13 protein-coding genes are annotated in these 12,490 nt (G+C 60.9%); 5 read left to right on the plus strand and 8 right to left on the minus strand.

What is annotated here, in order from left to right:
• Positions 1–208 precede the first annotated feature (208 nt).
• Genes BN1139_RS09780 through BN1139_RS09805 form a run of 6 tightly spaced genes read right to left on the minus strand, consistent with a single transcriptional unit; the run spans position 209 to position 5,036 of the window.
• On the minus strand, positions 209–1,387 hold the full coding sequence (locus BN1139_RS09780; RefSeq protein WP_013724226.1) for a tetratricopeptide repeat protein: 1,179 nt from the start codon (positions 1,385–1,387) through the stop codon (positions 209–211).
• A 2-nt stretch (positions 1,388–1,389) separates the two neighbouring features.
• Positions 1,390–2,052, minus strand: a complete 663-nt coding sequence (locus BN1139_RS09785; RefSeq protein WP_005339371.1) for an energy transducer TonB — start codon at positions 2,050–2,052, stop codon at positions 1,390–1,392.
• Positions 2,049–2,450 (minus strand): ExbD/TolR family protein, encoded by a 402-nt coding sequence (locus BN1139_RS09790; RefSeq protein ID WP_005339369.1) that lies wholly within the window; start codon positions 2,448–2,450, stop codon positions 2,049–2,051. Before BN1139_RS09790 ends, BN1139_RS09785 begins: the two co-directional genes overlap by 4 nt.
• Positions 2,447–2,977, minus strand: a complete 531-nt coding sequence (locus BN1139_RS09795; protein WP_005339367.1) for a MotA/TolQ/ExbB proton channel family protein — start codon at positions 2,975–2,977, stop codon at positions 2,447–2,449. The genes BN1139_RS09790 and BN1139_RS09795 overlap by 4 nt, the downstream gene beginning before the upstream one ends.
• On the minus strand, positions 2,974–4,278 hold the full coding sequence (locus tag BN1139_RS09800) for a MotA/TolQ/ExbB proton channel family protein (protein ID WP_013724227.1): 1,305 nt from the start codon (positions 4,276–4,278) through the stop codon (positions 2,974–2,976). Before BN1139_RS09800 ends, BN1139_RS09795 begins: the two co-directional genes overlap by 4 nt.
• Positions 4,275–5,036, minus strand: coding sequence for a DUF3450 domain-containing protein (locus tag BN1139_RS09805; protein WP_005357258.1), 762 nt, complete (start codon positions 5,034–5,036; stop codon positions 4,275–4,277). The genes BN1139_RS09800 and BN1139_RS09805 overlap by 4 nt, the downstream gene beginning before the upstream one ends.
• A gap of 210 nt (positions 5,037–5,246) precedes the next feature.
• On the opposite strand from BN1139_RS09805, the gene BN1139_RS09810 reads away from it, so the two are divergent.
• A complete protein-coding gene (locus BN1139_RS09810) occupies positions 5,247–6,023 on the plus strand; it encodes a helix-turn-helix transcriptional regulator (protein ID WP_005339360.1) in 777 nt (258 codons plus the stop codon).
• Positions 6,024–6,082: 59 nt separating this feature from the next.
• Here BN1139_RS09810 and glmS read toward each other — a convergent pair whose 3' ends face one another.
• A complete protein-coding gene (gene glmS, locus BN1139_RS09815) occupies positions 6,083–7,915 on the minus strand; it encodes a glutamine--fructose-6-phosphate transaminase (isomerizing) (protein WP_005355853.1) in 1,833 nt (610 codons plus the stop codon).
• 56 nt (positions 7,916–7,971) lie between these two features.
• Positions 7,972–8,745: a DeoR/GlpR family DNA-binding transcription regulator gene (locus tag BN1139_RS09820; protein ID WP_005355851.1), complete on the minus strand. Its 774-nt coding sequence runs from the start codon at positions 8,743–8,745 to the stop codon at positions 7,972–7,974.
• 122 nt (positions 8,746–8,867) lie between these two features.
• Here BN1139_RS09820 and blrA point away from each other — a divergent pair, with 122 nt between their 5' ends.
• The 4 genes from blrA (at position 8,868) to BN1139_RS09840 (ending at position 12,389) form a co-directional block, all read left to right on the plus strand.
• Positions 8,868–9,542 carry a beta-lactam response regulator transcription factor BlrA gene (gene blrA, locus BN1139_RS09825; protein ID WP_013724228.1) on the plus strand — a complete coding sequence of 225 codons (675 nt, stop codon included), beginning with the start codon at positions 8,868–8,870 and terminating at the stop codon, positions 9,540–9,542.
• Entirely contained in the window at positions 9,539–10,960 is a 1,422-nt protein-coding gene (gene blrB / locus BN1139_RS09830) for a beta-lactam sensor histidine kinase BlrB (protein ID WP_005355846.1), read from the plus strand. Before blrA ends, blrB begins: the two co-directional genes overlap by 4 nt.
• An 81-nt stretch (positions 10,961–11,041) precedes the next feature.
• Positions 11,042–11,836, plus strand: a complete 795-nt coding sequence (gene blaOXA, locus BN1139_RS09835) for an OXA-12 family class D beta-lactamase (RefSeq protein WP_005355844.1) — start codon at positions 11,042–11,044, stop codon at positions 11,834–11,836.
• A gap of 73 nt (positions 11,837–11,909) precedes the next feature.
• The gene (locus BN1139_RS09840) at positions 11,910–12,389 is read left to right on the plus strand and encodes an Lcl C-terminal domain-containing protein (RefSeq protein WP_005355842.1); all 480 of its coding nucleotides are present in this window, start codon (positions 11,910–11,912) and stop codon (positions 12,387–12,389) included.
• Positions 12,390–12,490 lie beyond the last annotated feature (101 nt).

The raw sequence follows: 12,490 nt of genomic DNA on the forward strand, positions 1-12,490 counted from the left end.
CTCACTTCGAAAGTCAAGCGCTTGTTTTCGCTTTTCTTTCGGCGCCCACTTCACTAGTAAGCTGGCTCATCAGGTTGGCGTGTTCCGCCGTGCTGGTAGGGGCGCATTATAGGGCGCCACGCCGGGATGACAAGGGCTTTTTGCAAAAATGCGTTCGTTTGCTGAAAAAGCGAACTGAACGCCCCAAAACAACCCCTTGGCATCTCTTTTACGCCGCTTTTTTGCTCAATTCTTCGCTTTGTGCCCGGATATAGTTGACCCAGCTGGTTGCCTTCTGCTGCCAGTTATCCTGTTGCTGTAGCTCACGGGCCAGTTCCAGCGCCTGGGCATACTGCTCCTTATTAAGGTGTGCCTGCACCAGCAGCGCTTTGGCACGATTGCCTTGCTCGCCTTTTACCGACTTGATGGCGGCGAGCTGGGTCATGGCAGCATCTGTCTTGCCCTGTTGCAGCAGCAGTTCGGCGGCGCGCATGGCGGCTTTGGGCTGACCGTGCTGGTTGGCGAGCAGCTGCCAGCTATCGACCGCTTGTGACCACTCCCGGGCACCTTCCCACAATTGGGCAAGCAGTTGGCGGTTTTCAGCACTTTGCTTCATCTGTCCCTTGGCCATGGCCGCTTCCAGCAGACGGGCACCACGATAAGGCAGCCCTTGCCAGGCATAGAGACGGATCAGCTGATTGCGGGCAGACGCATCATCCATCAGTTTTCTGTCGATAGCTGTTTGCAACAGAGCCAACGCCTGATCGCCAAGTTTGGCGGAGAGGTTGAGCGACACCGCCTGCTGCCACCATTTGCTCTCTGTCGGCTCGTGACGGATCAGCTCGGCCGCCTGATCGGCCGCCACGCCATAACGTTGCTGGGCGGTGAGGGCGGAGAGACGAATGATGGCGGCCTGCTTCTGCCAACCCTTCTTCAACAACTGTTCGCTCTGGCTGGCGGCATCACCGTACTGTTTGTTGTGGTAATAGAGGCCAGCCAGACGCAGGCGCAGCCCATCGTCTTGCTTGAGCGCCAGCGCCGCCTTGTAGCTGGCGATGGCACCAGACCAGTTGGATTGCTGGGCCTGAATATCGCCGCGCAGTCGCAGCAGCTGGAGCTGTTGTTGCTCGGGCCACTCTTTATAGGCAAGGGCCTGTTCGACATAACGGCTCGCCTGGGCGGTCTGTTGCAGATTGGCCGCCAGCGAGGCTTGCAGCTGCGCCAGCCAGGCATGCTCGGGATCGCTATTTGGCTTGAGGCCGGACGCCTTGCTCTGGGCTTGTTGCCACTGACCGGACTGATAGAGCTTCATCACGGGTTCAAGCTGACGGGAGAAGTGAGGGCTGACCTCCATCGCCAGACAGGCTTGGCCGACCAGGGCCAGCAGACAGATCCAGATCCGCAACATAGTTATGACTCCAGTTTGAATTTGAGCGTGATGACTTGCACCAGCTTGTCGGTGGCGCCCGGTCTCGGCTGATAGCGCCACTTGTTGATCGCCTGAATGGCCGCCCGCTCGAACTGACGCTTGGGCTTGGCCTCGACCACTTCCACATCCTGCACGCCACCTTCAGCATTCACGCTAAAGCGCAGGGTGACGAATCCTTCGATCCCTGACTGCTGGGCACGATAGGGGTAGACCGGCTCGATCCGTTGCAGCGGCATCAGCATGTCACCTGCGCCGATACCCGCTCCCTGCTGCTGGCCGTGGTAGTTGCCACTCAATACCGGTGCGGTACTGGTCGCCACTCCGGGGGCATAGACCTGCACCGCGCTGAGGCTGGAAACCAGATCCAGACTCGGCTCAACGGCCGCCAAGGGGGCCGCGGCAGGCATCGGCAGCGGTGTCGAGGCCAATGCAGCGGGAGGCTCTGGCAGAGGCTCGGGTTCCTGCGGTACCGGACGCTCGCGTACCTGCACCTCGGTCACCTCGTTCTGCATATTGATGACGATGGGCTTCTGTTCGCTCGCCACCTTCTCGCCCCGGGGCGGTTCAACCAGCGTGGCCATGAACAGCAGGATGCCCAGACTGAGGGCGATCCCCAGCCCCAGGCTCATCAGCTTGTATTTCATTTCGGCGCCACCGCCACGGCGATATTGGCGATACCCGCCGCCTTGGCCTCATCCATCACCCGCACCACCTTGCCGTGGGGCACCCGCTCGTCGGCCTGGATCACCAGACTGGCATCGGGTTGCTCCGCCAGCAGACGGGCAATGGTGGCCTGCACCCGCTCCACATCGATCTGCTTGCGGTCGAGGAAGATCTGACCCTGAGCCCCGATCGCCAGCATGATGCTGGAGGATTTCTGCGCCTTGGCCTGACTGGCCTGGGGCCTGTGCACCTCGAGCCCGGCTTCACGCACGAAGGAGGTGGTGACAATAAAGAAGATCAGCATGATGAACACGATATCCAGCATGGGGGTCATGTCGATCTGCACTTCGTCACGCTGGCGTTTGGATTGCCGTCTCATTGCATTACCTTCTCTTCTCGCAGGCCGTCCCGGGTCTTGGCCAGCGCACGCTTGGCCTGACTCTCGAGCCGACTGAGTAACAACACGCCGGAGAGCGCCACCACCATGCCAGCCATGGTGGGGATGGTGGCGCGGGAGATCCCGCCCGCCATGCTCTCCGGGTTAAAGCGGTTGGCCGCAGCCAACGCATCGAATACGCCGATCATGCCGGTCACAGTGCCCAGCAACCCCAGCATGGGGCAGAGCACCACCAGGGTGCGGATGAAGATCAGATGACGGTTCAGTTCCAGCTCCGCCTGCGCCAGCCAGCGACTGCGGATCGCCCGGGCGTGCCAGCTGTGGCGCTCGCTGCGGGCTTGCCAGCGGCCGAGCAGCTGTTGCTGCAAGGGGCCAAAACCCAGATTGAGGTAGAGCAGCCGCTCGATCATCAAAATCCACATCAGCACCAGCAGGGCCAGAATGACCCAGAGCACAGGGCCGCCACGGCCCATGAAGCTCTGCAACTGTTGCCAGATGTCGAGCATCATGCTGCTCGCTCCATCCCGCCGTTATTGCTCTCGGCGCGCTCGGCCAGAATGCCGGCTACCTGCTGCTCCAGTACATTGGAGAGCTCGGTGAAGCGCGATTGCAGCAGGCTGTGAGCCAGGATCAGCGGAATGGCCGCAACCAGACCCTGTACCGTGGTAACCAGCGCCATGGAGATGCCGCCCGCCATGATCTTGGGATCGCCAGTGCCAAACTGGGTGATGGCCTGGAAGGTGCCGATCATCCCGGTCACGGTACCGAGCAGACCCAGCATGGGGGCGATGGCAGCGATTACCTTGACCATGCCGATGCCGCGCTCCATACGAGGAGTCTCCTGCAGGATTGCCTCATCAAGACGCAGCTCGAGGGTCTCCATGCTCAGCTCGGGGTGTTTGTCTGCCACCGTCAGCACCCGGCCGAGGGCGTTATCGGCGTGATACTCGCCGCTCTTGAGCTGGCGACGAACCCGACCCAGCTCACGAGAGAGACTCCACAGCCGTACTGCCGCAATTCCCAAACCGATAGCGGCCAGCAGCACGATAATGGCGCCGACCTGACCACCTTGCTGTACCTGCTGCCAGAAGGTAGGTGCCTGTGCCAGCATCGCCAGCAGAGTGCCATGCGAAGGATCCAGCGGCAGCGCTTCCCCTTCCTGACCCTGATAAGCCGCAACGGCAGAGAGCACGCTACCGGGCAGACCCAGTACCGGGCTCAAGCCTTCGGCGGTCGGTTGCAGGAAGCCTTCGCTCCCCAGCAGGGCAAAACTGCCAACCCGGGTCAGCGACTGCTCGCTGGCAGCCCCCTGGGCATCGAGCACCTTGCCGTTGAACCGGGCAATCCGGCCAGATTCGCGGATCTCCTGCAGCAGCGTGGCGGGCAGCAGGGCGAGAGCAGCGCGATCCGGCACCTGTTTATCCTGTGCCATGGCTTTCAGCGGGGCGAGACGTTCCGGGTACTGGCCCTCGACGGCGGATTCGCTCAGCAGCTTGACCGCATCGCTGGCGCCCTGACGGGTGACCGAGAAGATCTCGTTCATGTCGCCGGAGGCTTGCTCCCACTGGGCATTAAGCTCGACCAGCTGCTTCTCGTTGCTGGCGAACTTGCCAGCCAGCTCCTTGCTCAGGCGCTGGGCCTCGGCCAGTCTGGTGCGGGCAGTGCCGAGCTCCTTGGTAACGGTCGCCAGATCTTGCTGAGCCTGCTGTTCACGAGCCTGTTCCTGCTGCTGCCACTCATCGGCGACAGCGGCGTTGGTACCGCAGGAGAGGGCAATAAGGAGGGGGAACCACTTCATGGTGACTCTCATGATTGGGCCTCCTGACTGCGGCTGACAGAGAGGGGGACATTGAGCAACTGGGGAACTTTCTTGTCGGCGGCCACATCCATCGCCTCGGCGATGGGGGAGAGCCACTGGCTATCGAGGGCTTGCCACTGCTTCGCCTCGGCAGACCAGCGCCATGCCTGACTTCGATCGGCCGTCATTGCCAGCAGGGAGACCCGACCCAGCGCCAGCACATCGACCCGACGCGGAGCACCATCCAGCTCCAGCTCGGCGGAATAGCTGTCCATCCGGCTGCCGTACTCGGCTTCAATCTGATAGGCCTGCAGCAGCTGACGGAATTTCTCTGCCTCGCTAACGTCTGCGCGAGCCAGGGTCGCTTTTAACTGTTCAACCCGCGCCAGCCGATCTTCCTTGCGCAGCGGGATGTCGTTTTGCACCAGCTGTTCCAGATCTGCCTGCATCTGCAACATCAGCGGGATCAAGCCCTGACGGGTCTCTTGCACCGCTTCCAGCTGCTGGCTCAATTTACCCAGCTCATTTTGCTGATCGGCCACCAGAGATTGCATGTAGCGGTTGTAGGCTTCGAGGTCGCGCAGTTGCAGCTGGGCATTTTGCAGCTCCAGTCGTGCGGCAACGGCGGCATCGGCGGCTTTTTCCACCCGCTGCTGGGAGGCTTTCCCGGCAGCTATGCTGTTCTTGAGGGCGGGAGCAACCAGCTCATCCCCGATGGCAGCAAAGTGGACTGACAGTGGCAGCAGGGCCACACCCCATAATTTGTTCATTGAAATACATCTTACTAATGATAACTATTATCATTATCTCAAATGCAGGGCGGACTGGCAACGAGAGGATTTTCTTGGCCTTTATGCACAAAAACAGGATAATTTTTAAGCACGCACGGAATAAGTGGCGCCAATAGCCACAGCACAAATATAAATAACGATAAAAAATCTTTTCGATCAGTGTGATAGAGATCGAAAAAGGAGAAAGTAATGCTCAACGATGCGATCTGGGAACATATCGACAAGTTCACCAAGGCAACAAAAACCAGCGATATCCAGCAACTGCTGGAGCGCTTCAGTCATCAAATGGGCTTTGATTACTTTCGGCTGCTGATTATTTTCCCCATCAGCATGCAAAAATCCCACGTGGCACTGTTCAACAACTGTCCGACCACCTGGTTTGACGCCTACAGCGAAAACCAGTATCTGACCCAGGATCCGGTGGTCTATCTGGGGCTGAAACAGACCCAGCCGATCTTCTGGAACAAGCTCGACTGCGACTCGCCCTGGCTGCCCAGCGCCAGCCGCGACGTGATGAACCTGGCCGCCGATTTCGGTGTACGCAATGGCGTCTCCTTTCCGCTGCACACCCCGCAGGGGGAGCACGGCATCCTCTCATTCATCACCAAGGACAAATCCAACTCCGACCTGATGTTTGAAAATGTCCCGCTGCTGTCGTTCTGCGCCAGCTACATCTTCAACTCCGCGCTGCAACTAATCAAAAGCAGACCGGATATGATGAAATACCTGACCGAACTGTCGGATCGGGAGAAGGAGTGCCTGTTCTGGGCCAGCGAGGGCAAGACCTCCTGGGAGATCGCCACCATCCTCGGCATCAGTGAGCGGACGGTCAACTTTCACCTGACCCAGGTGACCAACAAGACCGACTCAAAGAACCGCAGTCAGGCCATCGCCAAAGGGATCACCAGCGGCATCATAGTGCCCTCCCTCGACGAGGTCACCATCACCAACCTGCGGCTGTCGTAACCCCTCAGCCGAAACAAAAAGAGCCGCAATTGCGGCTCTTTTTCATTTGAGAGAGTGACTTACTCGACGGTCACCGATTTTGCCAGGTTGCGCGGCTGATCCACGTCGGTGCCCTTGATGAGGGCGACGTGGTAGGAGAGCAGCTGCAGCGGTACGGTATAGACGATGGGGGCGATTACCTCTTCCACATGGTTGAGGTTCATGACCCGCATGGTCTCGTCGCTCTTGAAGCCGGTATCGGCATCGGCGAACACGTAGAGGATACCGCCACGGGCGCGCACCTCTTCCACGTTGGACTTGAGCTTCTCCAGCAGATCGTTGTTCGGCGCCACCACAATGATTGGCATCTCGGCATCGATCAGCGCCAGCGGGCCGTGCTTCAGTTCGCCAGCGGCATAGGCTTCGGCGTGGATGTAGGAGATCTCTTTAAGCTTGAGCGCCCCTTCCATGGCGATGGGGTACTGGCTGCCACGGCCGAGGAACAGGCTGTGCTGCTTGTCGGCAAACTCTTCGGCCAGGGTTTCGATATCCTTGGCCAGCGCCAGACTCTCTTTAATACGCAGCGGCAGGGCTTGCAGCGCCTTGACCAGTTCAGCCTCGGCGGCGGCGCTCAGGTGGCCACGGCAGTGACCGACCGAGGCCACCAGCATCAGCAGGCCAGCCAGCTGGGTGGTGAACGCCTTGGTGGAGGCCACGCCGATTTCGGCACCGGCGCGGGTCATGAAAGCCAGATCCGATTCACGCACCAGCGAGGAGCCCGGCACGTTGCAGATAGCCAGCGAGCTCATGTAGCCGGATTCCTTGGCCAGACGCAGCGCCGCCAGGGTATCGGCAGTCTCGCCACTCTGGGAAAGGGTCACCAGCAGGCTGTTGGGGCGCACTACCGATTTGCGATAGCGGAACTCGGAGGCGATCTCCACATCGCAGGAGACGCCAGCGATCTCTTCGAACCAGTAGCGAGCCACCATGCCGGAGTGATACGAGGTGCCACAGGCGACGATCTGCACGTGCTCGACCTTGTCAAAGATGGCGCGTGCGCCGTTTCCGAACGACTCGACCACCACGTGATCGCTGCCCAAACGCCCTTCCAGGGTGTTGGTGATCGCTTTGGGTTGCTCGTGGATCTCTTTGAGCATGTAGTGACGGTATTCGCCCTTGTCACCGGCATCGTGGGAGAGTTCGGACTCCTGCTCTTCACGCACCACGGCGTTGCCGTTGGTATCGAAGATATGCACGTCACGGCGGGTCACTTCGGCCACATCACCCTCTTCCAGGAAGATGAAACGACGGGTCACCGGCAGCAGCGCCATCTGGTCGGAGGCGATAAAGTTCTCGCCGATACCGCGGCCGATCACCAGCGGTGAACCGGAGCGGGCAACCACCACGCGGCTGTCGTCGCGGCTGTCCATCACCACGGTACCGTAGGCACCGCGCAGCTGCTTCACCGCAGTCTGCATGGCGGCCAGCAGGCTACCGGCGCTCTTCAGCTCGTGATGGACCAGATGGGCAATCACTTCGGTATCGGTGTCGGAGCTGAACACATAGCCCAGCGCCTTCAACTCTTCCCGCAGCTCTTCGTGGTTCTCGATGATGCCGTTGTGCACCACCACGATATGCTCGGAGACGTGGGGGTGGGCGTTGCGCTCGGAGGGCTCGCCGTGAGTGGCCCAGCGGGTATGGGCGATGCCGGTACCGCCGTGGACGGACTGCTCGTCGAGCGCCTTGGCCAGCTCGGCCACCTTGCCCAGACGGCGAACCCGCTGCAACGGCTGGTTGGCGCTGAACACGGCCACACCGGCAGAGTCATAACCGCGGTACTCCAGACGGCGCAGGCCCTCTACCAGAATTTCAGCCACATCACGTTGGGCGACAGCCCCGACGATGCCACACATACACTTCTCCTTGAGATACAAATCGTAAAGTCAGTTGGATGGTTCAGAGCTCGATGTCAGCAAGTGACCGGGGCGCAGATAAGCGTCACCCCCTGGGCTTGAATCTGTTCTCTGGCCTCGCTGGCCAGCCCCTCGTCGGTCACCAGGGTATGGATGCTCGACCAGGGAAGTTCGAGATTGGGGATCTTGCGGCCGATCTTTTCCGATTCGACCATCACAATGACCTCCCGCGACACCTCGGCCATCACCCGCGACAGGCCCACCAGCTCATTGAAGGTGGTTGTGCCCCGCTCCGGGTCGATGCCGTCGGCACCGATAAAGAGCTGGTCAAAGTCGTAGGATCGCAGCACCTGTTCCGCCACCTGCCCCTGGAAGGATTCGGAGTGAGGGTCCCAAGTGCCACCGGTCATTAACAGGGTAGGCTCATTTTCCAGCTCGCGCAGGGCACCGGCCACATTGAGGGAGTTGGTCATCACGATGAGGCCGCGCTTGTTGCCCAGCATGGGGATCATGGCGCTGGTGGTGCTGCCGCTGTCGATGATGACGCGGTTGTGATCACGCAGCCGCTCGGCCGCCGCACGGGCAATGGCTAACTTTCGGTTCGAAACTTGTTCAGGGTTGACCTCGACCACCATCTCGCTCGGCAAAGGGACAGCACCACCGTAACGGCGCAGCAGCAGACCACCGGTCTCCAGTACGGCCAGATCTTTACGAATGGTCACTTCGGAGGTAGAAAAGTGTTTGGCGAGGGCGTCGACGCTCACTTCACCCTGCTCTTGTACCAGGGTCACTATGGTGTGTCGGCGTTGTTGAGTATTACGTTTGGTCATTTTTAAGTTTCGATTCGAAAGAACATCGAAATATTAGCCCCTTTTTCGGAAAAATAAAACAGCAAATAGGATCCGATTTGGTTCGATGCCAGAATGGGGTGCCAATTTGCGACGAGGATGCCATGCAAAAGAGAGTCATCTGGCTGGTGGAGGATGAGGCCAGCATCGCCGACACCCTGATTTACGCCCTGCAGACCGACGGGTTCGAGGTGGAGTGGTTCATGCTGGGCCAGCAGTTGCTGACACGACTGGAACAGACGCGACCCGACTTCCTGATCCTCGATGTGGGGCTGCCCGACATCAGCGGCTTCGAACTCTGCAAGCAGGTGAGGGCGCTGACCGATATCCCCCTGATGTTCCTCACCGCCCGCAGCGAGGAGATAGACCGACTGATCGGGCTGGAGATCGGTGCCGACGACTATGTGGCCAAACCCTTCTCGCCACGGGAAGTGTGTGCCCGGGTGCGGGTCATCCTGCGCCGCAGCCAGCCCGTCGCCCCCCAGCCCAGCGCCCTGCTGGTACTGGATGAGGAGCGTGCCCGCATCCATTTTCGCGGTCAGCCGCTGGCCCTCACCCGTTACGAATATCTGCTGCTCAAGACCCTGATGCTGGCGCCGGGGCGGGTCTACTCCCGCCAGCAGCTGATGGATCTGGTGTGGCAGGATGCGGAGGAGAGTCTGGATCGCACCGTCGATACCCACATCAAGACCATCCGCGCCAAGCTGCGCGAACATGATCCCGAGGCCAACCTGATCCTCACCCACCGCGGGCTGGGCTACAGCCTGGAGCTGGCATGAGACTCGGGTTGCAACTGCTGTGCGGCCTGCTGCTGATCTTCGCGCTGGCCGCCTGGTTCGTGCTGGAGATCTTCGTCGAGGAGATAAAACCCGGGGTGCGCAGCGCCACCGAGGATACTCTGGTAGACATGACCCAGCTGCTGGCACCGCTCGCCCTCGATGATCTGCAAGAGGGCAATATGATGAACGGGCGGTTAGCCAGCGCCTTCGCCCGCCTCAACCAGAATCCCATCAATGCGATGATCGATGGCCACCTCAAGCAGCAGGCGGAGTACCGCATCTATGTCACTGACCAGAAGGGCATGGTGATTTACGACTCCGACGGCACGGATCTGGGCAAGGACTATTCCCGCTGGAACGATGTCTACCGCACCCTGCGCGGCCAATATGGCGCCCGCAGCACCCGCACCGATCCCGACGATGCCGCCAGCTCGACCATGTATGTGGCGGCGCCGCTGCGGGAGGGGGCAGAGATCATCGGCTCCCTCACCGTCGCCAAACCCAATCGCACCCTGATGCCCGCCATTGAGCGCGGGGAACAGGAGCTACTGCGGGCCGGCGGCCAGATGCTGCTCATCTCGCTGCTGATCGGCAGCCTGCTGGTGTGGTGGCTCAACCGCGCCATCGGCAAGCTGGTGCACTACGCCGACTCGGTCAGCAAGGGGGAGGCGGCACCGCTGCCACGGCTACACACCGTCGAGCTGGATCGGCTCGGCCGCTCGCTGGAGACCATGCGCCACCAGCTCGATGGCAAAAGCTACATCGAAGCCTATGTGCACAGCCTGACCCACGAGCTGAAGAGCCCGCTGGCCGCCATTCGCGGGGCAGGGGAGATTTTGGCCGAAACGCCGCCCCCCGAAGTTGCCAAACGGTTTATCGGCAACATCAATCAGGAAACCGCGCGCATGCAGCAGCTGATCGAGCGAATGCTGCAACTGGCGCGGCTGGAGTCGGGGCAGGGGCTGGATCGCCAGTCGGTGGAACCGGCAAAACTGGGCAAGCGCACCCTCGACGCCCGCCAGATCATCGCCCAGCGCCGTCAGGTCGAGTTGGTGGCCGAGCTGGCCAGCGCGCCGAAACAGAAGTGGGATCCGCTGCTGGTGGAGCAGGCCATCGGCAACCTGCTGGACAACGCCATCGACTTCTCTCCCGCCAACGGGCAGGTCACCCTGAGCGGCAGCCAGCAGGAGGAGGGCTACTGTTTTCGGGTCACCGACAGCGGCCCCGGCATTCCCGACTACGCCCTGCCGCGCATCTTCGAGCGCTTCTACTCCCTGCCGCGCCCGGACAAGGGCAAGAGCAGCGGTCTGGGGCTCAGCTTCGCCCATGAGGTGGCCCACCAGCATGGCGGCCGTCTGACCCTGAGCAACCGGCCGGAAGGGGGCGCGCTGGCGGAACTCTGGCTGCCGTTCGCCTAGCCCCCCCCGCAACTTCACATTCCCCACACAAAGCGGCATTAGACTGCCGCTTTCTCTCATCCATTTGCTCAAGGAAATGCTATGTCCCGCCTGCTTCTCTCCAGCCTGCTGGCTGCCGGTCTGCTCGCAGCCCTGCCTGCCTCCGCCGCCAGCGGCTGCTTTCTTTATGCTGACGGCAATGGCCAGACCCTCTCCAGCGAAGGGGACTGCTCCAGCCAGCTGCCACCCGCGTCCACCTTCAAGATCCCGCTCGCGCTGATGGGTTACGACAGTGGCTATCTGGTGGATGAAGAGCATCCGGCACTGCCCTACAAGCCGAACTACGATGGCTGGCTGCCCGCCTGGCGTGAAACCACCACCCCGCGCCGCTGGGAAACCTACTCGGTGGTCTGGTTCTCCCAGCAGATCACCGAATGGCTGGGGATGGAGCGCTTCCAGCAATATGTCGACCGCTTCGACTACGGCAATCGGGATCTCTCCGGCAATCCAGGCAAACATGACGGCCTGACCCAGGCCTGGCTCAGCTCCAGCCTCGCCATCAGTCCGGAGGAGCAGGCTCGCTTCCTCGGCAAGATGCTCAGCGGCAAGCTGCCGGTCTCGGCGCAAACCCTGCAATACACCGCCAATATCCTCAAGGTGAGCGAGATCGACGGCTGGCAGATCCACGGCAAAACCGGTATGGGCTACCCGAAGAAGCTGGATGGCAGCCTCAACCGCGATCAGCAGATCGGCTGGTTCGTCGGCTGGGCCAGCAAACCGGGCAAGCAGCTGATCTTCGTCCATACCGTGGTGCAAAAGCCCGGCAAGCAGTTCGCCTCCCTCAAAGCGAAAGAAGAGGTGCTTGCGGCCCTGCCTGCACAACTTAAAAAGCAGTGAGCTCGCTTCCCGCCAGATAACCACGGTCAGCCCACCAGCGACGGGCTGACCGCCATTCGTAAACGAGACAAACATGAAATTATTTCTATTGCTGCTCTGGCTTCCGGCCAGCATGGCGCTTGCTGCCTGTGATCTCTCCGACCGCCTGACGCGGCAGGGAGAAGTCATCCATGATCGGCTCAACCAGCTAGAATGGCAGGCGTGCAGCCTCGGCAGCCAGTGGCTGGAGGGGAAAGGGTGCGTGGGCACACCGGCCCTGCTGACGCTGCTTGAAGCCAAGGATGAAGCTGCCCGCCTTGGCGAGGGGTGGCGACTCCCCACCATCGAGGAGCTCTTCACCCTGCTCGACGAAGATTGCCGGGCGCCGATGACAGACCCGCGCTTCTTCTCCGATATCCATGACAACGGGGAAAATTCAGCCCCCTACTGGACCTCCAGCTTCATTGAGGAGATGCCGGAACTGGTCTATTACATCGATTTTATGCACGGGCTGATCGACGGCCACACCGATCGTTTCGCACAAGCCGCCCGGTTGGTGCGCTCCCGCCCCTGAACAATCCCACGGCGCCTGATGGCGCCGTTTTTCAACAGTTCACCGCCACTTCACACAAGCCCATCACCACTTCACGCTGGACTGACAGACTCACTCCATCC

Source organism: Aeromonas veronii bv. veronii (genome assembly GCF_000820225.1).
In the GTDB taxonomy this organism is placed as follows: domain Bacteria; phylum Pseudomonadota; class Gammaproteobacteria; order Enterobacterales; family Aeromonadaceae; genus Aeromonas; species Aeromonas veronii.